Source organism: Pantoea sp. SoEX (assembly GCF_009829945.1).
Taxonomy (GTDB): Bacteria; Pseudomonadota; Gammaproteobacteria; order Enterobacterales; family Enterobacteriaceae; genus Pantoea_C.
This window is the reverse complement of sequence record NZ_SZZT01000001.1, coordinates 155,952-177,632: the sequence shown is the minus strand read 5'-3', so window position 1 is coordinate 177,632 and position 21,681 is coordinate 155,952. Positions and strand designations below refer to the sequence as shown.

Sequence of the window (21,681 nt, the reverse complement as noted above, 5' to 3'; positions counted from 1 at the left end):
ATTTATTGATAATAATAAAAATTAAATTAACTTAAATAAGTATTAAAAAAGAAGAGATATTATGAAGTTTGTTTCTTTTAATATTAATGGATTAAGAGCTAGAATACATCAGCTTAAAGAGATAATAAAATTTCATAAACCTGATGTAATAGGTTTACAGGAAACTAAAGTAGATGATTCCATGTTCCCTGTTAAAGATGTAGTTAATTTAGGTTATGAATTTTTTTATTATGGTCAAAAAAGACATTACGGTGTTGCAATCTTTACTAAGATTCATCCAATCAGAGTGTTCAAAGGATTACCAAACAATAATACACAAAGTGAATGTCGATTAATAATAGCAGAAATTCCGAGTCCTATTGGTAGTATCACTGTAATAAACGGATACTTTCCTCAAGGTGAAAATCGTAATCATCCTACAAAATTTCCAGCAAAAAAAAAATTTTTTTATGATCTAAGAAATTATTTATCAAAAAAATTGATGGTAAATAATCTTGTTTTGATTATGGGAGATATAAATATTACTAGCACGGATCTAGATATTGGAATCGGTGAAAAAAACAAAAAAAGATGGTTGCAAACAGGTAAATGTGCTTTTCTTCCCGAAGAGAGAGAATGGATCAGTCAATTATTTAATCTGGGTATGATTGATATTTGGAGGCAACAACATCCTAGAGTTAATAATCGTTTTTCTTGGTTTGATTATCGCTCTAAAGGATTTTATGAAAATAGAGGGCTTCGTATTGACTTATTGTTAGTAACTAAATCATTAGCAACTCATTGTATCGAAACTGGAATAGATTATGATATAAGAAAAATGCATAAACCTTCTGATCATGCTCCTGTATGGTCAAAATTTCAGTTTTAATTATAAAAATGTTAAAAATATACTGTTAGTATAATTTGATTTAAAATTTATTTTAGAAAATGTTTTGGTTTTATCAATTATGTCAATAATGAGGATATTTTCTAGAAAATATCCTCATTTGATATTCAAAATAGAAAGATTATTTAATTATAAAAACAGTCAATTATTTAATTAAAATAATTATGATTTTTATCAAAATTTATACTTTCAATCAATAGTTAGTTATTTACCGAGTGCTACTGAATTTTGCTTGTGTTTAGAATGGAGACAATGATGAAAGGATTGTTGCAAATAATCACTAATGTATTTAAATATACATGGCATACTTTAAATTTCATTAGAGCATTTATACTTAATTTTGCTTTATTAGTTGTATTTATATTCGCTGGGAAATTTATCTTTCACTTCAGTGATCGTGCCGCCATTACTATTACACCAATTACAAAAGGAGCATTAAAAATAGATCTGAAAGGTATAGTTGTTGATAAAATATCTGGAAATAGCTATATCAGTAAAATTGAAGATCAAATATTAAGTAAAATTAATAAAAAATACAATATACATCAAAATTTATTATTCGATTTAGTGCGATCAATTCGCCAAGCAAAATATGACCATAATATTACCGGTATTGTATTAGATTTACATGATTTTTTAGGAGCAGATCAAGCATCATTACAATATATAGGAAAAGTTTTAAGTGAATTTCGTAATAGTGGTAAACCAATTTATGCAATAGGTAATAATTATAATCAGTCACAGTATTACCTAGCTAGTTTTGCTAATAAAATATATTTATCACCTTTAGGATCTGTAGATTTAAGAGGTTTAGCAACTAATACGCTATATTATAAGGCACTACTAAAAAAATTAAAAATAAACTCACATATATTTAGAGTAGGTACTTATAAATCAGCTGTTGAACCATTTTTATTAGATGGTATGTCAGATAAAGTACGTAAAATTGATTCACAATGGCTTAATAAATTATGGGATATTTATTTATCTAAAATTTCTTCTAATCGTAATATTGACGTAAAACAAGTTTTTCCAGGTGCAGCTAAATTCATTGAAAAATTAAAGTACTTTGATGGAGACACAGCAAAATATGCATTAGATAATAAATTAATTGACTTTATTGCTTCTAGTGTAGGAATAGAAAAAGAACTTGAAAAAATATTTGGTTTTAATAATAAAACTAACGAATATTACAACACCAGTATTTATGATTATAAAACTAAAACAAATATAAAAAAACCAAATATAGCAGTTATCATGATCAATGGTCCTATTGTAAATAGTCAAATATCCTTAAATAATGTTGTAGGTAGCAATATTATTGAACATATAAAACGTGTTAGATTAAATCCAGAGATTAAATCTGTTGTTTTATATATTAATAGTCCGGGAGGTAGCGTATTAGCTTCAGAAGCAATTCGTCAAGAGTTGTCAGCTTTACATAAGTCAAAACCTATAGTTGTATCTATGGGTAGTGTAGCAGCATCAGGTGGTTATTGGATTGCTACTCCTGCTGATTATATAATAGCTAACCCAACGACTTTAACTGGTTCTATAGGAATTTTTGGGTTAATTAACACATTTGAAAAAAGTTTAGATAGCATTGGTATACATTCTGATGGTGTAAGTACTTCTAGTCTAGCAACAATATTTACGACTAGACAGCTCCCTAAAGAAGTGCAGGAAATTATGCAAATTAACGTAACAAAAGGTTACAATAAATTTGTTACATTAGTGGCAAAAGCTCGCAAAAAAAATTTCAAACAAATTGATGAATTAGCTCAAGGAAGAGTATGGATAGGAAGTGATGCTAAACAAAATGGTTTAGTAGATGCATTAGGCGATTTTGATGACGCAATAAAAAAAGCACAAGAACTCGGAAAAATTACTAATCCTCAATTAATTTGGTATCAAGATAATTCTACATTAATTAACTTAATGTTAAGTCATGCTTCCATTAATAATATATTATTTGATTTATTAAATAATAACTTTTCGGCTTCATCAATTATTAATGCTATAGTTAAACAGTCTAATATCTTAGATTATCTAGATGATCCACAAAATCAATATGCTTTTTGTTTAAATTGTAATACAGTAATCCAATAGATTTTTTGATTTTAAATATAGTTCAGTTAATTTTAAGTTAATTATAAATACTATATTTATCTTTACTATAAGTATTAAAATGTATTTAATAGACTAAATTAATACAATTAATTCATTTATTTTCCTTGACGCTATTATCTATTTCTGTAAATTTATATTAATAGATAGATTAACTAGATAAAATTATAAAAATATGACAATTAGAGTAGGTATTAACGGCTTTGGTCGGATAGGACGTATGCTTCTTCGTGCTTCGCAATATCGTTCTGATATCAGGATTATTGCCATTAACGATTTAATAGAAGCTGATTATATGGCTTATATGTTAAAATATGATTCTACACATGGCAAATTTAATGGTAATATAGAAGTAGATGTTAAAAAAAATTCACTGATGGTTAACAACCAGAAAATATTTATAACTTCAGAATCTAATCCTGTAAAACTAAAATGGAAAGAAATAGAAGTTGATGTTGTAGCAGAAGCTACGGGTATTTTTTTAACTAAAGAAAAAGCGAATCAACATATTCTTGCAGGTGCAAAAAAAGTAGTTTTAACCGGTCCATCTAAAGGTGATGTTCCTATGTTTGTTAGTGGTGTTAACTTTGAAAAATATCAAGGAGAAAATATAGTTTCTAATGCTTCTTGTACAACTAATTGTTTAGCACCATTAGCAAAGATAGTTAACGATCGTTTTGGAATTATTGAAGGGTTAATGACCACTATTCATGCTGCTACTGCAACTCAAAAAACTGTTGATGGTTTATCACAGAAAGATTGGCGTGGTGGTAGAGGAGTATTTCAAAATATTATTCCATCTTCTACTGGTGCTGCAAAAGCTGTAGGAAAAGTGTTACCAGAATTAGAAGGTAAATTAACAGGTATGGCTTTTCGTGTACCTATTTCAAATGTATCTGTTATTGATTTAACTGTTAGATTGGAAAAAATTACTTCTTACCGTGAAATATGCAAAGAAATTAAATTAGCTTCAGAAGGTAAAATGAAAGGAATAATTGGTTATACTGAGGATGATGTAGTATCTAGTGATTTTAACGGCAGTACTTTAACTTCTATATTTGATGCAAAAGCTGGTATAGCTTTAAATAAAAATTTTGTCAAATTAGTATCTTGGTATGATAATGAAATTGGTTATTCTCATAAAGTACTAGATTTAATATCCTTAGTTTCTAATCATAAAAATGATCAAAAATTTTTAATTAGTTAATTGTTAATTAACAAAAACACAAATCATTTCAAACATATAGCAAGTGATTTGTGTTTTATCTTATAAAAATCATTAACAAATAATATTCAAAGGAACTCTAGGTGCAAGAGAACACATTAATTCATAACTTACAGTTCCAGCAGCTTTTGCTACTTGATCAATTTTTATTGTATTACCCCATAATTCAACACTTGAACCTATACATGTTTGCGGACAATTTGTTAAATCTATCGTAATCATATCCATAGATACAGTGCCTAATAACTGAGTTATATTCCCATCTACTAATAAAGGAGTACCATTAGGTGCATGACGTGGATAACCATCAGCGTAACCACAAGCTACAATCCCTATGCGTTGTCTTTTTTTAGCAATGTAACTACTACCATAACCTATGGTATCACCTAACCTTAATTTTTGAATACCTATAATTTTACTTGATAAAGTCATAGCTGGTTGTAAATTAATATTAGCTATATCAGACCAATTTCCACTTGGTGATGCTCCATATAACAAAATACCTACACGAACCCAGTCATAGTGAACATCAGAATTCCATAATACGCAAGCTGAATTTGAGATGGAGCACAAATAATCTTTTCCCTTAATTGATTTTTTAATTCTATCAAAATAATTAATATTGTCACTATTATCGTTATTACCAATATGCATCATTAATGTTATGTCTCGAATATTCTTTAAAAAATTTAATTTATACAATATCTTATTAAATGATTTTTGTTCGAAACCTAATCTATTCATTCCGCTGTTTATTTTTAAATAAATACTTACCGGATTTAATAATACTGTGTTTTCTAGTGCTTTTATTTGCCAATGACTATGTATAACAGTTGTTAAATTATAACGAGAAATTAGATATAAATCTTTAACATGGAAAAAACCTTCTAATAATAATATTGGTTTTTTCCATCCATGTTGGCGCAACATTATGGCCTCTTCTAAACTCAATAAAGCGAATCCGTCAGTATCAGATAAGCTCCATATATTATTTATACCGTGTCCATAAGCATTAGCTTTTATTACAGACCAAATTTTTAATTTTGGAACTATACTACGAACAATTGATAGATTATGTTTTAATGCTTTCTGGTTGATAGTAGCTATAATTGGACGTGACATAGTATAACTTATTTTTTCAAATATTAATTAGATTAATAGAATTATATTACTTATGGAAATATTTAATTCATATAAAAATATTTTTATTAGCATTTATTATATACTATATTTATAGATGTAAGAAAATTATATTTCATTATTAAATAATCCAATTTTTATCATTATTAGCACTAATTCATTAGTTTACATTATTTTTAATAATTATAATTAGCAATGAATTTTACCTGTTATTAGTCGATTTTTAATAAGATGTTATTAAATGATGCCTGCAAGATATTTAAATATTATAACAAAAAATTTCTTAGGTGGATCACCAAATTGGTATAAATTATTAATAGTATTTTTTTTAATTATAAATCCTATATTTTATCTTTATATAAATTCGTATGTTGCTAGTTGGTTATTATTAATAGAGTTTATTTTTACTTTAAGTATGTCTTTGAAATGTTATCCTTTGTTACCAGGAGGATTATTATCACTAGAAGCCATTATTATAGGAATGTCTAGTGCAGAAAGAGTGAAATTTGAATTATATAATAATATCGAAGTACTATTATTATTGATTTTTATGGTGTCTGGAATTTTTTTCGTAAAAAAATTGTTATTATTTTATTTTACTAGATTAATATTAAGTATTAATTCAAAAGTAAAGTTATCTTTAGTGTTTTGCATAACATCTAGTTTGTTATCAGCTTTTATGGATGCACTGACCGTATTAGCAGTTATAATAACAGTATTTATTTCGTTATATAACAAATGTAAACAAATAATTGTAGATAATAACTTACTTCCAGAAGACAAAGAAAAAAATTTAAAACAATTTCGTTCATTTTTACGTAGTTTAGCTATGCATTCAGGAATTGGGACAACCTTAGGTGGAATTATGACTATGGTTGGAGAACCACAAAACTTAATCATTGCACATTCTGCAAATTGGAATTTCTCCGAATTTTTTCTTCGCATGTTCCCTATTTCTGTTTTAGTATTTATATCTGGTATATTTACTGTTTTTACAGTAGAAAAATTTAAATTGTTTGGTTACGGTACAACAATACCAAGTTCAATAAACAATATATTAAAAGATTTTTATGGTAAAAGTTTAATAAAAATTACTATTGAAGATAAAATTAAATTAATTACCCAAGGGTTAATTATTATTTGGCTATTAATTGCATTAATATTTCGTTTTAGTGAAGCTGGATTTATAGGATTATCGATTATTATACTATCTACATCATTTTTAGGTATAACTAATGAAAAGGATATTAGCAATGCTTTTACTGAAACCTTACCATTTGCATCTTTATTAATATTATTTTGTGCTATTACTGCAGTCATTCACGATCAAAAAATATTTTTGCCTATTATGAATTTTATTCTACATTCTGATGCTAAAATAAAATGGTTATTTATATTTAATGGGTTACTCTCTTCGATTGCAGACAATGTATTTATAGGTTCAGTATATATTAATGAACTAAAACAAGCTCTTGAAAATGGTATTATTAATCATAATCAGTTCGAATTATTAGCAATTGTTGTTAATGTCGGAACCAATGTTCCTTCAATTGCTACACCTAACGGACAAGCATCTTTTCTATTTTTATTAACATCACATTTGTCTTTTTTAATTAATTTATCATATCAACGCATGATTTGGATGGCATTGCCATTTTCTTTAATTTTATCAATAGTTGCATTTTGCTCTATAAAATTTCTTTTAAGTAGTTATACTGATTTTTTAATTAATAAGGGTTGGATTTTATCTGGTCACTATTAACTATTTATAATTGTAATTCAGAATGTCTATTTGTAATGGTAATATTATTTATATAACATCTGATGTGATAGCTTTAACAAAATTAATATATAGATATATTGATTGAATGATATATCTAAACAACATTTATTTATTGCACTATAATAATGTTATTTTAAATAATTACACATATTGAATGTATTTAACAAATAATTTATAAAATTGCTAATTTTTGTTAGACACTGATAACAATTATATTGAATATAATATTGTGGAATGTATCTAAAATATAGAGCTAAGATAAATGTCACAACAACTAATAAAGTTTAAAGATATTAATTTCAGATCCATGGTATTGTATCTTTACAATCACGAACCTGAACTAATACTTAAAGCTATTGAAAATAAATTTATAGAATTACCTAATTTTACAAAAAATTTACCGGTAATATTAAATATTGATGCTTTAAATCTTAATAAAATTAATCTGAAACATATAACACAATCTATATTATCTACTGGTTTATGTATTATAGGTATAATCTCTTGTAAAGAAATAGCATTAATAAAAACAATAAATTCTATTAATTTACCTATTCTGACAGAAACAAAAAAATCATATGATACTCATAATGAATTGTCTTTACGCACAGCAAAATCAGTTTGTATTGATGATATTTTATATAATAAAACTCGTGTTATTAATTTACATGTTAGGTCTGGACAACAGGTTTACTCTGGTAATGCAGATTTAGTTATATTAGGAAATGTAAGCTCTGGTGCTGAGGTAGTATCAGATAGGAATATTCATATTTATGGAATTATGAGAGGAAGAGCATTAGCAGGAGCAAAAGGAGATAATAATTGTTATATTTTTTGTAGCAATTTATCTGCAGAACTTATTTCAATTGCAGGTAAATATTGGGTAATGGACCAAATACCAAAAAAATTTTCTTATACATCATCATGCATTTACCTTAAAAAAGGGATGCTTACCATTCAAAAAATTAATTAGGTCTTTTTTATTTATGTCGCGTATTATTGTTGTTACATCAGGAAAAGGAGGTGTCGGTAAAACTACATCTAGTGCGTCTATTGCTACCGGCTTAGCTTGCAGTGGTAAAAAAACAGTAGTGATAGATTTTGATATAGGTTTACGCAATCTAGATTTAGCTATGGGTTGTGAAAGAAGAGTAGTTTATGATTTTATTAATGTAATTCAAGGTGATGCTAATTTAAATCAGGCATTAATTAGAGATAAACATACCGATTTATTATATATTTTACCTGCATCTCAAACACGCGATAAAGAATCACTAAATCTTGTAGGCGTAGAAATGGTACTCAATGAACTAAATAATATGTCATTTGACTTTATTATATGTGATTCACCAGCAGGTATTGAAACTGGTGCATTAATGTCTATTTATTTTGCAGATGAAGCAATTATAACTACTAATCCTGAAATTTCATCAGTACGCGATTCAGACCGCATTTTAGGAATAGTTTCTTCAAAATCAAAAAGAGCTGCAAATAATCAAGAACCAATTAAAGAACATTTGTTATTAACACGCTATAATCCTATTCGCGTAAATAGTGGAGAGATGTTAAGTATGAAAGATGTAATTGATATTTTGCATATTCCTTTAATAGGTGTTATACCAGAAGATCCATCTGTACTTCGTGCTTCTAATAAAGGAGAACCAATTATACTAGATATTAATTCTAATGCTGGAAAAGCATATTTAGATACAGTAAAAAGATTACTAGGTAAGTCAATACCGCTTCGTTTTATTGAAGAAGAAAAGAAAGGGTTCTTTAAACGTTTATTTAGAGGTTAAATGAAGAAAATATGTCTCTAATTAATTTTTTTATAGCTAAAAAAAATCATACTGCTGAAGTTGCAAAAACAAGATTAAAAAATATACTAATGCAACAAGGAAAAATTAACAACAAACCTAAACTTAAAGAAGATATTTTAGAAATAATTTGTAAGTATATCAATATTGATCCTAAAATGGTAATAATTAACTTAGACGAACAAGATAGTAAAAAAACTTCTGTCTTAAAACTAAAAATAATCATATCTAAGGATATGAAATATAAGTAATATATTATTAGTATTTAATATTAAAGTAATTTATAATTAATACGTTATTTATTAAGGTTATATTATTTTTTATGTACGATATTATTTCGTAAATAAACAGCTTGAATATTTTCTGGTTTTACAAAATCACCTTTTTGTAATGCAATTTTTGCAATTGGTATCATATCCTCAGCAAGAGGTATTTCCACTATAGAACTACCATTAAGAGATAAATTATGTCCTTCATCATAGCAGAGACAAGGATATGTATTCCAGCTATTTCCTGCAGGTAACCATTTAATCTTGTTTTTTAGTAACTTTATTCTTTCTATAGCATCATTAGGAGATAAAACTCTTTCTGCTGTATCTTCTTTTAAACTTAATAAGTTATTTACTTGATCTAATTGATATTCACCCCAGTATATTTCACCAATACGTGCATTTATAGCTGTTAATACTCCACCATAAATGTTATTTTTGTTTCTCAGTGCACTGTAAGCCAAAATTTGTAATGTAGAAATACACACTATTTTTGTTATTCTGTCTAATGCTAAACCTTGTACTACACTGATACCTATACGAATACTAGTGAAATTTCCTGGTCCAATGCTGACTGCAATTGCATCAACATCAATTAATTTACAATTAGTAATTTTTAATACTTCATTTATTAATATAATAATGCAATTAGAGTTTTGTTTTTTTGCCGTATTCATTTGAATACGAGTATAAATTTTGTCATTATTTAGTAATGCTACTGAACATGATTCTGTAGCAGTACTCAGTGCTAAAATTTTAAAAGACATTTAAAAAAACCTTAATATTTTTAACTTTATCAATAACGATGATTCATATTATTTTGTAATGTAATATCGGAAAATTTTACTATTATAACATAAATAAACAATTTCTAATGTATTATTGATACAACATATTAATTAAAAAAACAATTATTTTTTTCTTTTATTACTTCAGAAAATAAATTAGTAAAGGTTTTTAATATGTCAAATGTTGTAATTATTCCTTGTATCATACCAAATTCATTAATAACAATTATAAAATCATGTTGTGAAGTGTATATAATTTCTATTAACTGAAATGAATTAATGCTGTCTAAAACAAAAGTAACAGGTTTGTTGTTACTCGTAAGATTACCAATATTAGATTCTAAATTTAATAGAATTAATATATCTTTTGCTTTTGCTATTCCAATTATTTTATCTAAATTTTTATGACAAATAGGAAATATATTGTGTGGGTTTTGTGTTAATTTATTTCTAATATTATCTATTGATTCAGTAATATCAATCCAATCAACTCTATCTCTCGGAGTCATAATACATTTAATTGTTTTAGAAAATAATTTATCGAATTCTTTGGTAAAATGTTCTGAGTCAATTATTTCAGATAAGAACAAGTATGTATTATCATTATCTGATCTTAAATTGTTTTTTTTATTTTTTACATGCAATATATTTTTATATTTCATAATATTTACATTTGAGTATTTTCTATTACGAATAGAATTTTTTTTTGAAATTTGATTAAATATTTCAATAAAAATTGAAAAAGTAATTATAGAATATAAATAGCTTCTTGGGATGTAAAAATTAAGACTTTCTGCTATCAAAAAAACTCCCATGACTAATAAAAAACTTAAACATATTATAGTAACACTAGGATATAAACTGAAAAATTTATTTAATGGTTTTGATAGAAAGAACATAATCATAGTTGATATTATTACAGCAACAATGATTAGAGTTAAATTATTAATTATACCTACTGCAGTAATTACAGAATCTAGAGAAAATATTACATCTAATATTACAACTTGAATAATAATAAACCAAAAATTGTTATTAATTTTACTAGTTGATATAATATTGTTTTGATTATTTTCCAATCTTTTATAAAGTTCTATTATTGATTTAAATACTAAAAATAAACCTCCCACTAATAAAATTAAATTACGTCCAGAAAAATTAAAATTATTGAATGCAATAAGCCAAGAAATAAAAAAAATTAAAATTAAACGCATTACTAGAGCTATTGACAAACCAATTAATCTAGCTTGATCTCTTTGTTTAATAGGCAAATTATCAGTAAGTATTGTAATAAAAACTAAATTATCAATTCCCAATAAAATTTCTAATACTACAAGAGCTAGCAGATCTATCCAGATTGATGGATGTAAAATGATCTCCATTATCCACTCTTAAATAAAAAATAAATTAAAATATATTTGATAAAAAGTTAACAACATCTATTATTATGATTTTAACAGTAATTATTATTTTAAGTAACATATAAAACATATAAATAATTTAAAATATTAGATTAATATATGTTAGTTATCGTTAAAATAATTTTATGTACTATATACAAGTATAATATTCAAAATTTAAATTTCATACTAACAATAACTTAGAATGATCAAATAATTTAATATTTTTATTATTAATGTTAATACTTAATTAATTGTTACTTTTTTTAAGTACAGTCACTTAAAGTATAGCTATAATATTAACCATTAAGTACTTATTTAAATTAAATATGTGTTAACCATATGAGGTAGAAAGTGACAATTGCAATTATAGTAAGCACTCATGGCTGCGCAGCAGAACAATTAATTAATACAGCAGAAATGATATTAGGAAAACAAGAAAACATAGAATTCGTTGAATTTTTAATAGGAGAAAATACAGAAACACTTATCGAAAAATATGAGTATAAAATAAAAAAACTTTGTACTTCAGAAGGTATTTTATTCTTAATTGATATTTGGGGTGGCAGTCCTTTTAACGCAGCAAGTAGAATAGTTTTGAATAAAATAAATAATGATATAATCACCGGGGTTAATATCCCAATGTTAATAGAAATTTTAATGAAAAGAGAAGAAAATATTAGTTTTAATGAATTAGTATCAGTAGCGTTAAAAATAGGCAAGAAAAGTATTAAAACATTTCAGACTCAAATACAAGATATTGAATTTAATACAAATAATGATAAAATTATCAACGATAAAAAAAAACACATCAATGAAAATATGCAAATAGCGTTGGTTCGTATTGATGATCGTCTTATTCATGGTCAAATAACTACTAGATGGACAAAAGAAACTAAAGTACAAAGAATAATTGTAGTAAATGATGAAATATCAAAAGATAATATACGTAAAACGTTATTAAAACAGTCTACTCCACCTGGTATTAGTGCACATGTCATAGATATTGAAAAAATGATACGAGTATGGAAAAATCCAAAATATAAACAAGATCGTGTGATGTTATTGTTTACAAATCCAACTGATGTACTTAGAGTTATTGAAGGAGGAGTAAATATTACAACTGTTAATATTGGTGGAATGGCTTTTAAAGAAGGAAAAATTCAAGTAAGTAAAGCTGTATCGTTAGATACAAATGATATCGCAGCATTTAATAAATTAAACGAGCTTAATATTGAGCTGGAAATAAGAAAAATTTCAAATGATCCCAAGCTAAATATTATTGATTTAATTTGTAATGCAAATAATATTTAATACTATTTTATTCCTATATCTATAAATATAATCATCATTATCATGAGAGTAATAATATGACAGATATAACTTTTCTGCAAATTTCATTGATATTTATAATTTCATGTATTGCTGGTATTGGTTCGGTTCTTGATGAGTTTCAGTTTCACCGTCCTTTAGTTGCCTGTACTTTAATTGGTGCTGTATTAGGTGATATGAAAACTGGCATCATTATAGGTGGTACACTAGAGATGATTGCCCTAGGTTGGATGAATATTGGCGCAGCTATTGCACCTGATGCAGCTCTTGCTTCAATTATTTCAACTATTTTAGTAATTTCAGGTGGACAAAGTAAAGGAGCAGGTATAGCGTTAGCTATTCCACTAGCTGCTGCAGGACAAGTTCTTACTATTATAGTGCGTACTATTACAGTAGCATTACAGCATGCAGCTGATAAAGCAGCAGATAAAGGTAATTTAAATATTATATCTTGGATTCATGTTTTCGCTCTATTTTTGCAAGCAATGCGCGTTGCAGTTCCATCATTGATCATAGCTGTTTCAGTTAATATTAGCATTGTTCGTAATCTATTTAGTTCAATACCAGATGTTATAACAAATGGCTTAAATATTGCTGGAGGAATTATAGTAGTAGTAGGTTATGCAATGGTTATTAATATGATGCGAACTGGTTATTTGATGCCTTTCTTTTATCTTGGTTTTGTTACTGCTGCTTTTGCTAATTTTAATCTTATAGCATTGGGTATAATTGGATTAATAATGGCGATATTATATATACAACTAAACCCTAAATATCATAAAACATCTAATTTACCTGAAACTAATAATTTAGCAAATAATTATGATAATGAACTTGAATAAAATATTATGAGAGCTAAGTATATGACAAATACTACTGTAAAAATAGAAAAAAAGTTAACTATCAGTGATTTACGTGCTGTATTTGTGCGATCTAATTTATTACAAGGTGCTTGGAATTTCGAACGAATGCAAGCGCTTGGTTTTTGTTTCTCTATGATACCAGTAATACGTCGTTTATATCCTAAAAATGATGACAATCGTAAAAAAGCAATAAAGAGACAATTAGAATTTTTTAATACTCATCCTTACATGGCTGCTCCTATTTTAGGAATTACATCAGCAATGGAAGAACAGCGCGCAAATGGTACAAAAATTGATGATGCTGCAATTAATGGTATAAAAATAGGTTTAATGGGCCCATTAGCTGGTGTAGGAGATCCTATTTTTTGGGGTACTATTCGTCCTATATCTGCAGCTGTAGGTGCTGGCATAGCAATAAGTGGCAGTGTATTAGGTCCTTTATTATTCTTCTTATTATTTAATATAACAAGATTAGCTGTACGTTATTATGGTATAGTTTATGGATATAGAAAAGGTATTGATATTGTTAAAGATATAAGTGGGGGAGTTTTACAAAAATTGACAGAGGGTGCTTCTATTCTTGGGTTATTTGTCATGGGAGCATTAGTTAATAAGTGGACACACATCAATATACCTGTTGTAATATCTCAAGTTACAGATCCATCTGGCAAAGTTAAAACAGCTACAGTTCAGTCAATTTTAGATCAATTAATGCCTGGTATTTTACCTCTTATACTTACTTTTTTTTGTATGTGGTTATTAAATCGTAGAATAAATCCTTTATGGATTATATTTACTCTTTTTATAATTGGTATTTTAGGTTATTCAATGCAATTATTGGAACCTTAATTTCAATAATAATTTTGGGAGCTTCAGCTCCCTTAATTACAAATCAGATATCTATAAAACAAAATAATTATATTTAGTTAATTTATATTTAATACATATTTTTTCTACTTCCACGTAAAGCATCAATTCTTTTTTCTAATGAAGGATGTGACATAAATAATTCAAATAATGAGTTCTTTTTTCCATGTATACAGAGAGTTATGATATTTTTTGGTTCTTGCGGTTCATAACTAGTTTTTAGACGTTCTAAAGCAGCAATCATTTTATCTTTTCCTACTATTTGAGCTGCACCAGCATCTGCATGGAATTCACGATTTCTTGAAAACCACATTGTAATTATACTAGCAAATGCTCCAAATACACTACCTAATGCTGTAGATACTGTAGAATGTATTGTTGCATTAGTACGAATATATCTGGGATTTTTAACATTCTCATCTGGCATAAGTGTATTGGATATTATTTTAGTTATAGCTATAGCCAAAGCACTTGAAATAAATATTACGAATGTATTTAAAACTCCTTGTATTAATGTCATAGTTACCATATCACCGTTATTAATATGTGATAATTCATGAGCTAATACTGCTTCTACTTCATCTTGAGTCATATTTTGCAATAATCCACTTGAAACAGCTACTAGAGATGCATTTTTTTTAGCACCTGTAGCAAATGCATTAATATCGTAAGCAGGATAAATAGCAACTTTTGGCATTGTAATTCCAATTTGATTAACTTGGTTCCTGATAGTATTTACTAACCAGTATTCAGTTGCATTATTTGGTATTTCAATTACCCTACCATTTACAGAACGTAGAGCAATCCATTGAGAAAATATAAGAGAAGCAATAGATCCACCGAAACCAACAACACATGCACTAATCATCATTCTTATAACATGATGTGGATATATTCCTGTTACACTAAGAACTATTCCAATCAATAACATTACTGCAAGGTTGGTAAATATAAAAATAATAATACGCATCATAATTTTATTTTTTTCCTTATTTTTTGATTTTACTTATCAAAATATGTGGATTTTACACTATGTTTATAATTTTTCGTTGTTACCGGAAGATTATTATGAAATATAATATGCACAATTGAAAAGATTATACATAATTGATTCATTAAAAATTAATTCAATAAAATATTTGATATAGTATTTTATTCAATACATATAATGTATTTTGTGATATCGTAAAGAAAACAAGATATGTTTGAGGAAAATTTTAATAAAATTATTAATAATTTTATGATTAAAATATATTTTAGTTTTAAGTTAATTTTGAATATATATTATATAATGGTATAGTACAAAATAATTTCATAATATTAATAATTAAGTATTATTATCTATAGGTTTTAAAAGCATATTTAAATCTAACATAATAAATTGTTTTATTTATCATTTTTATTTATATTATTTATTATGGTTAAAGTATTTGAACTTGATATTAAGGATAAAATATTATTAATTGTAGTTAATTAAATAAAATGTTTTAGAAAATGATTATAAAAAATTTTTTGATAGTGCAATTATAAACGTAAGTTCTAGTGATATACTTTTATATTTTTCATATCTTCCTGATTTTCCTGAATGACCAGCATTCATATCTGTAGATAGTAATAACAAATTTTTGTTAGTCTTTAATTCTCTTAATTTTGCTACCCATTTAGCAGGTTCCCAATATTGTACTTGAGAGTCATAAAAACCAGAAGTAACAAAAATATTCGGATAATCCTTAGCTTCAACATTATCATATGGACTATATTTTTTCATATAATTATAAAAATCTATATATTCAGGATTACCCCATTCATTATATTCATTAGTAGTAAGAGGTATAGAGTTATCTAACATAGTTGTGATAACATCAACAAATGGTACTTGAGCTATAACTCCATGAAATAGTTTAGGAGCTAAGTTAATAACTGTTCCAATCAATAATCCTCCAGCGCTTCCACCCATTGCATATAATTTATCTTTCTTACCTATCCCTAATGATAATAAATGATTGGTAACATCAATAAAATCTGTAAAACTATTCATTTTATTTAGTAATTTCCCAGAATCATGCCATTTTTGCCCTAATTCTCCACCACCACGTATATGAATTATTATATAAATAAATCCTCTATCTAAAAGACTTAAACGACTTATACAAAAATCAGAATCAATACTATTTCCGTATGCTCCATATCCATAAATTAATGCTGGATTTTTATTTAGTTTATGATATTTGCGATTATAAACTAAAGAAACTGGAATTTTAGTACCGTCCCTGACAGGTATTAACCTATATTCGCTTTTATAATTGCATGAATTAAAATTTTTTATTTTAATTTGTTTTAGTACCATTTGGTTACCTGTATCCATATTAAGTTCAAATATAGTGTTAGGTGTAGTCATAGAAGAATACCCATATATTAATTTATTATTTAATGGAGTATAATTGTGTTCTAACCAAATGTTATATATAGGATCATTTGAATTTATTTTTATGCTTTTCTCAATATTTTTGTTTTTCCAACTAATTTGACGTAAGTTTGTTAGTCCATGTTGTTTCTCTTCTACTACAATCCAATCAAGAAATAATTGAAAATTTTCTAAATTTGCATCTTCATTTATATTTATAAGGTCTTTCCAATTAGATTCTCTCATATTTTCTGTGTAGTAAAGATTGAAATTTTCTCTAATACGATTAGAACAAATAACAAATTTATTGTTATAGTGATCTATGCTGTACTTATGATTATCACTTCTAGATAAAAATATTTCAGGATATTTATTTGTAAAATAATTGTCAATTAATCTAATTTCTGTAGTTGTATTACTATAACTACATATTAATATAAATCTTTCAGATGTTGTTTTTGATATGGTTAAATAAAATGACTCATCTTGTTCTTCATATATTATAATATCTTGCGATTGTAATGTACCTATTCTATGACACCATATCTGATAAGATCTTAAAGTTTTAGAATGATTTTTTATATAAAAAATCATTCGTGAATTTTTATCCCAAACTATTTCTGAAGATGTGTTATATAATGTTTCTACATACCAATAATTACCACTAATATTGAAAAATTTAATGGTATATTGTAATCTAGAAACGAAATCTTCAGATATAGCTAATAAGACATTATCAGGACTAAAACTTAATGAACCTATTGAATAAAATTCATTAATTGATGCACGTTGATTAGTGTCAATTATTAAAAACCATTTATTATTTTTATCATTGGCTAATTTACGGTAACATATTGGATATTCGTTACCATATTCATATCTAATTTGATAACAATAATTACCTTTAATATAAGGTATTGAAAAATCGACAAGAGGTATGCGATCAGTAATTTCTTTAAAAATTAAATTTTTTAAGTTATTTTGTGATGTTAAAATATGTTTTACATAATTATTTTCATGTTCTAAGTATTTAATAACATTAATGTTATCACGTTTATCGTCACGTAACCAATGATAGTAATCGAAAAATTTTTCTCCATGCAATATTCTTTTATGAAGAATTTTTTTAGCAACTGGTTCTTTCATTTATTTTAGTTTAATTACTTAGGAAGTATTAAAAATCTATCATATTATTTTTATAATATGCATTATAATATAATTTTAAAATTGTGTAAAAGTGCATATTAATAAATAAAAATATATTATATTTTAAACGATGTTAATCTTTCTCTAATATACTCACTCAATACATTCAATAATTAATAACATTTCATTATGTTTATAATTTATGTGTAGAAATTAAATATATATTATATTACTAAAAATTTCAATAATGTATAATAAAACATGAATTATAGTAATCAATACTTAAATTCAAAAATATTTTATTACTAATTAGGAAATTTTTGTATGATAAAACGTTTAAGAAGAACTAAAATTGTAACTACTCTTGGTCCATCTACTAATAATGAAAATAATATAGAAAAAATTATTATTGCAGGAGCTAATGTAATTAGATTAAATTTTTCTCATGGAAATGCAAAAGACCATCAATTACGTGCAGCAAAAGTACGTAAAATTGCAAATAAACTTGGATATAACATTGCAATTTTAGGTGATTTACAAGGACCTAAAATTAGAATATCTAAATTTAAAGAAAATAAAATACTTCTTAAAGTTAGCGATGAGTTTTTGCTGGATGCTAATTTAAATGAAAATGAAGGTAATAATAAAAGAGTAGGAATAGATTACAAAGATCTACCAACCGATTTAATATCTGGTGATGTTCTTTTACTAGATGATGGAAGAATTCAGTTAAAAGTAGTTAAAATTATCAATAAAATAATATTTACTAAAGTGTTGATTGGAGGGTATCTCTCTAGTAATAAAGGTATTAATAAGTTATATGGTGGTTTATCAGCGGATATCTTAACAGAAAAAGATAAATCAGATATCATATTAGCTTCTAAAATTAATGTCGATTACTTGGCTATTTCATTTCCCCGTTGTGGAAAAGACATCAATTACGCTCGCAATCTAGCTAGAAAGGCAGGTTGTCATGCTAAATTAGTAGCAAAAATTGAGCGCGCAGAAATAGTTAAAACACAAGAAAATATAGATAATATAATATTAGCATCTGATGCAATAATGATTGCACGTGGTGATTTAGGAGTAGAAATAGGTGATCCAGAATTAGTAGGAATTCAGAAAACTTTAATAAGAAGAGCACGACAATTAAATAGAATTATTATTACTGCCACTCAAATGATGGAATCCATGATAAATAATCCTATGCCTACTAGAGCAGAAGTTATGGATGTTGCTAATGCAGTACTTGACGGTACAGATGCTGTAATGCTTTCAGCTGAAACTGCAGTTGGCAATTATCCTGAAGAAACTGTTTCCATAATGGCAAAAGTATGTTTAGGAGCTGAAAAGGTACCCAGCGTTAATGTATCAAAACATAGAATAGATATAAAATTTGAAAGTATAGAAGAAGCAATTGCTATGTCAGCTATGTATACAGCTAATCATTTACAAGGTGTAACAGCAATTATAACGATGACAGAATCTGGTAAAACACCATTAATTACTTCACGTATTACATCTGGATTACCAATTTTTGCTATGTCACGTCATATAAATACCTTAAATTTAACTTCTCTTTATAGAGGTGTTACACCAGTATTTTTCAATAGTAATAATGAAGGGGTTACAGCCGCTTATGATGCTATAAACTTATTGCTAGCAAAAAAATATCTTGCTCATGGTGATCTCGTAATAGTTACCCAAGGAGATATAATGGGTGCTACTGGTACTACAAATACCAACCGTGTTTTAAGAGTTATTTAATTATTAATTAATTTTTTATTCATGTTAAATAAATTGGTTTTTTAATCATTTAAAAATGATTTGAAAAATGTAATAGAAAATCTCTTAATAAGATATTTGCCAATAGGATTATTTTCATTTTATTTTTATTGATTTTATTGGTATATGTACTTTCAATGGATCAATTGCTTTATTGTGAATCCAAAGTTCAAAATGTAAATGAGGACCAGTTGAACGTCCAGTATTACCAGATAATCCTATAGTATCTCCATGCTGTATTTTTTGTCCTATTTTAACTAATATCTTTTTCATATGCATATATCGGGTAATATATCCATTATTATGAAGAATAGTTACATAGTTCCCAGCTATATTACCTTTTTTTGCTACTATTACTTCACCTTTACTAATAGCAAAAATTGGAGTTCCTATAGGTAAAGCAATATCCACACCTTTATGGGGGCTAAAATGTCCTGTAATTGGGTTTAGTCTATTTAAACTAAAATTAGAAGACACTCTTAGTTGTTTTTTTGGTGTCAAAAACCAAATCAAACTATTTAATGAAATAGAACTATATGATTTATGAGGAATTGGACTTTTTACTAAAAAATTTTTATATTGATTGTTTTTGATAAATTTTAGTTTACGAGGATTTAGGTTCTCATACTTTATGATATTATTAATTTTGATCAATCGAAATTGTTCTATAGCCATTACATTATTTAATTCTTTGTTTATTAGTTCTTTATGGTTATTTTTTAATCCTGCATAATTATTAATAATAATTGAATTTGTACTGATTTTTAAGAAATAAATACATATAGTCCAAATTATCAAACATATTAAAAATATTATATAATTAGATTCATATATGATATATTCTTTAATTTTATTTTGCATATTAATTTTTATTCCTGTGTTTTTCTTGTAAGCACGTTTGGTATTGACTAGACAATTGTAAAAGAAATTTTAGATAACTATCTTTTGATAGTTTAATGTTACTGCCTAATGGATCTAGAATACCTTTGTTTATTTTTATACCTTTTGTTACATTATCAATGATAGCTGGTCTAAATTGTGGTTCTGAAAAAACACAAATTACTTTTTTTTCTCTTATTTGTTTTCTTATTTTATATAAATGCTTTATACCTGGTTGAATTTCAGGATTTATGGTAAAGCATCCTAATGATGATAGTCCATAATGTTTTTCAAAATATACATAAGCATCATGGAAAACGAAATATTGCTTGTTTTTAAGAGGCTTAAGTTCAGTCATAATCTGTTTGTCTATATCATTTAAAGATTTTTCAAATTGTTTTAAATTTTCATTAAATTTATTTTTATATTGTGGCATTATATTTGATAATTTTTTGTAAATTTCAATTGCAATAATTTTTGCTATATTTGGAGAAGTCCAAAAATGCATATTATATTTTTTACTATTAAGAGGTGATTGAAGATCTTGTTCAAAAGTATTTTTTTCATTATTTGTATGATTATTTTCTTCAATCTTAATTAAAGATTTCCTAACTTCTGGTATTTCTGTAATAACAAGTACTTTATTTGATGGAATTTGCTGTACTGATTTATACATAAAAGATTCTATAGTAGATCCACTCCAAATTAATAAATCAGTGTTTTTTATTTTTTTTTCATCAGATGGACGTAAAATATAATCATGTTCAGAAGCACCATCTGGGACTATAGTATCCACTGGTATTATATTATCAGTAATAGCAGATGCTATAAATCCTATGGGTTTTATTGAAACAACAACATTTGCATTTATATGAAATGCAATGAAATTGGTCAGAATCAGATTGATTAATACATAAAAAATTTTTCTATTATAAGCAGTCATAATGAGTTTCATATTATTTAATATAGT

The 21,681-nt window shown here is 26.1% G+C and carries 17 protein-coding genes and 1 pseudogene; 11 read left to right on the top strand and 7 right to left on the bottom strand.

Annotated features, from left to right (window positions below):
* Positions 1-61 precede the first annotated feature (61 nt).
* The 3 genes from xthA (at position 62) to gap (ending at position 4,220) form a co-directional block, all read left to right on the top strand.
* Positions 62-868 (top strand): exodeoxyribonuclease III, encoded by an 807-nt coding sequence (gene xthA / locus FD726_RS00765; RefSeq protein ID WP_159989680.1) that lies wholly within the window; start codon positions 62-64, stop codon positions 866-868.
* A 273-nt stretch (positions 869-1,141) separates the two neighbouring features.
* Entirely contained in the window at positions 1,142-2,995 is a 1,854-nt protein-coding gene (sppA, locus tag FD726_RS00760) for a signal peptide peptidase SppA (protein WP_159989679.1), read from the top strand.
* Between the two features lie 193 nt (positions 2,996-3,188).
* Positions 3,189-4,220, top strand: coding sequence for a type I glyceraldehyde-3-phosphate dehydrogenase (gap, locus tag FD726_RS00755; RefSeq protein WP_159989678.1), 1,032 nt, complete (start codon positions 3,189-3,191; stop codon positions 4,218-4,220).
* A 72-nt stretch (positions 4,221-4,292) separates the two neighbouring features.
* On the opposite strand, the gene alr is transcribed toward gap, so the two are convergent.
* The gene (gene alr, locus FD726_RS00750) at positions 4,293-5,360 is read right to left on the bottom strand and encodes an alanine racemase (protein WP_159989677.1); all 1,068 of its coding nucleotides are present in this window, start codon (positions 5,358-5,360) and stop codon (positions 4,293-4,295) included.
* A gap of 262 nt (positions 5,361-5,622) precedes the next feature.
* On the opposite strand from alr, the gene nhaB reads away from it, so the two are divergent.
* From nhaB to minE, 4 genes are all read left to right on the top strand, one after another.
* Positions 5,623-7,140, top strand: a complete 1,518-nt coding sequence (nhaB, locus tag FD726_RS00745; RefSeq protein ID WP_159989813.1) for a sodium/proton antiporter NhaB — start codon at positions 5,623-5,625, stop codon at positions 7,138-7,140.
* A 283-nt stretch (positions 7,141-7,423) separates the two neighbouring features.
* On the top strand, positions 7,424-8,134 hold the full coding sequence (minC, locus tag FD726_RS00740; RefSeq protein ID WP_159989676.1) for a septum site-determining protein MinC: 711 nt from the start codon (positions 7,424-7,426) through the stop codon (positions 8,132-8,134).
* A 13-nt stretch (positions 8,135-8,147) separates the two neighbouring features.
* Entirely contained in the window at positions 8,148-8,960 is an 813-nt protein-coding gene (gene minD / locus FD726_RS00735; RefSeq protein ID WP_159989675.1) for a septum site-determining protein MinD, read from the top strand.
* Between the two features lie 11 nt (positions 8,961-8,971).
* The gene (gene minE, locus FD726_RS00730; RefSeq protein WP_159989674.1) at positions 8,972-9,229 is read left to right on the top strand and encodes a cell division topological specificity factor MinE; all 258 of its coding nucleotides are present in this window, start codon (positions 8,972-8,974) and stop codon (positions 9,227-9,229) included.
* A gap of 62 nt (positions 9,230-9,291) precedes the next feature.
* Here the strand turns inward: minE and tsaB are convergent, their stop codons facing one another.
* Positions 9,292-10,014 (bottom strand): tRNA (adenosine(37)-N6)-threonylcarbamoyltransferase complex dimerization subunit type 1 TsaB, encoded by a 723-nt coding sequence (tsaB, locus tag FD726_RS00725; RefSeq protein ID WP_159989673.1) that lies wholly within the window; start codon positions 10,012-10,014, stop codon positions 9,292-9,294.
* A gap of 128 nt (positions 10,015-10,142) precedes the next feature.
* Positions 10,143-11,417: a TerC family protein gene (locus tag FD726_RS00720; RefSeq protein WP_159989672.1), complete on the bottom strand. Its 1,275-nt coding sequence runs from the start codon at positions 11,415-11,417 to the stop codon at positions 10,143-10,145.
* Positions 11,418-11,789: 372 nt separating this feature from the next.
* Here FD726_RS00720 and manX point away from each other — a divergent pair, with 372 nt between their 5' ends.
* Genes manX through FD726_RS00705 form a run of 3 tightly spaced genes read left to right on the top strand, consistent with a single transcriptional unit; the run spans position 11,790 to position 14,479 of the window.
* Positions 11,790-12,749 carry a PTS mannose transporter subunit IIAB gene (gene manX / locus FD726_RS00715; protein WP_159989671.1) on the top strand — a complete coding sequence of 320 codons (960 nt, stop codon included), beginning with the start codon at positions 11,790-11,792 and terminating at the stop codon, positions 12,747-12,749.
* A gap of 56 nt (positions 12,750-12,805) precedes the next feature.
* Complete coding sequence (locus FD726_RS00710) at positions 12,806-13,609, top strand: PTS mannose/fructose/sorbose transporter subunit IIC (RefSeq protein WP_159989670.1); 804 nt, start codon at positions 12,806-12,808, stop codon at positions 13,607-13,609.
* 21 nt (positions 13,610-13,630) lie between these two features.
* Positions 13,631-14,479 carry a PTS mannose transporter subunit IID gene (locus FD726_RS00705; RefSeq protein ID WP_159989669.1) on the top strand — a complete coding sequence of 283 codons (849 nt, stop codon included), beginning with the start codon at positions 13,631-13,633 and terminating at the stop codon, positions 14,477-14,479.
* Positions 14,480-14,567: 88 nt separating this feature from the next.
* On the opposite strand, the gene htpX is transcribed toward FD726_RS00705, so the two are convergent.
* Together htpX and FD726_RS00695 are read right to left on the bottom strand one after the other, a co-directional pair.
* Positions 14,568-15,470 carry a protease HtpX gene (gene htpX, locus FD726_RS00700; protein WP_159989668.1) on the bottom strand — a complete coding sequence of 301 codons (903 nt, stop codon included), beginning with the start codon at positions 15,468-15,470 and terminating at the stop codon, positions 14,568-14,570.
* A gap of 525 nt (positions 15,471-15,995) precedes the next feature.
* Positions 15,996-18,047 (bottom strand): S9 family peptidase, encoded by a 2,052-nt coding sequence (locus FD726_RS00695; RefSeq protein WP_159989667.1) that lies wholly within the window; start codon positions 18,045-18,047, stop codon positions 15,996-15,998.
* 324 nt (positions 18,048-18,371) lie between these two features.
* Here FD726_RS00695 and pyk point away from each other — a divergent pair, with 324 nt between their 5' ends.
* A complete protein-coding gene (pyk, locus tag FD726_RS00690; protein ID WP_159989666.1) occupies positions 18,372-19,814 on the top strand; it encodes a pyruvate kinase in 1,443 nt (480 codons plus the stop codon).
* A 138-nt stretch (positions 19,815-19,952) separates the two neighbouring features.
* On the opposite strand, the pseudogene FD726_RS03665 reads toward pyk, so the two are convergent.
* Positions 19,953-20,321: pseudogene (locus FD726_RS03665) on the bottom strand (peptidoglycan DD-metalloendopeptidase family protein); the annotation flags it as partial.
* A 373-nt stretch (positions 20,322-20,694) separates the two neighbouring features.
* Entirely contained in the window at positions 20,695-21,654 is a 960-nt protein-coding gene (gene znuA, locus FD726_RS00680; RefSeq protein ID WP_159989664.1) for a zinc ABC transporter substrate-binding protein ZnuA, read from the bottom strand.
* Between the last annotated feature and the right edge of the window lie 27 nt (positions 21,655-21,681).

Excerpts from the sequence above, each read along its gene's own strand:
- xthA (WP_159989680.1), top strand. The coding sequence starts at position 62 with ATGAAGTTTGTTTCTTTTAATATTAATGGATTAAGAGCTAGAATACAT.
- sppA (WP_159989679.1), top strand. The coding sequence starts at position 1,142 with ATGAAAGGATTGTTGCAAATAATCACTAATGTATTTAAATATACATGG.
- gap (WP_159989678.1), top strand. The coding sequence starts at position 3,189 with ATGACAATTAGAGTAGGTATTAACGGCTTTGGTCGGATAGGACGTATG.
- alr (WP_159989677.1), bottom strand. The coding sequence starts at position 5,360 with ATGTCACGTCCAATTATAGCTACTATCAACCAGAAAGCATTAAAACAT.
- nhaB (WP_159989813.1), top strand. The coding sequence starts at position 5,623 with ATGCCTGCAAGATATTTAAATATTATAACAAAAAATTTCTTAGGTGGA.
- minC (WP_159989676.1), top strand. The coding sequence starts at position 7,424 with ATGTCACAACAACTAATAAAGTTTAAAGATATTAATTTCAGATCCATG.
- minD (WP_159989675.1), top strand. The coding sequence starts at position 8,148 with ATGTCGCGTATTATTGTTGTTACATCAGGAAAAGGAGGTGTCGGTAAA.
- minE (WP_159989674.1), top strand. The coding sequence starts at position 8,972 with ATGTCTCTAATTAATTTTTTTATAGCTAAAAAAAATCATACTGCTGAA.
- tsaB (WP_159989673.1), bottom strand. The coding sequence starts at position 10,014 with ATGTCTTTTAAAATTTTAGCACTGAGTACTGCTACAGAATCATGTTCA.
- FD726_RS00720 (WP_159989672.1), bottom strand. The coding sequence starts at position 11,417 with ATGGAGATCATTTTACATCCATCAATCTGGATAGATCTGCTAGCTCTT.
- FD726_RS00710 (WP_159989670.1), top strand. The coding sequence starts at position 12,806 with ATGACAGATATAACTTTTCTGCAAATTTCATTGATATTTATAATTTCA.
- FD726_RS00705 (WP_159989669.1), top strand. The coding sequence starts at position 13,631 with ATGACAAATACTACTGTAAAAATAGAAAAAAAGTTAACTATCAGTGAT.
- htpX (WP_159989668.1), bottom strand. The coding sequence starts at position 15,470 with ATGATGCGTATTATTATTTTTATATTTACCAACCTTGCAGTAATGTTA.
- FD726_RS00695 (WP_159989667.1), bottom strand. The coding sequence starts at position 18,047 with ATGAAAGAACCAGTTGCTAAAAAAATTCTTCATAAAAGAATATTGCAT.
- pyk (WP_159989666.1), top strand. The coding sequence starts at position 18,372 with ATGATAAAACGTTTAAGAAGAACTAAAATTGTAACTACTCTTGGTCCA.
- znuA (WP_159989664.1), bottom strand. The coding sequence starts at position 21,654 with ATGACTGCTTATAATAGAAAAATTTTTTATGTATTAATCAATCTGATT.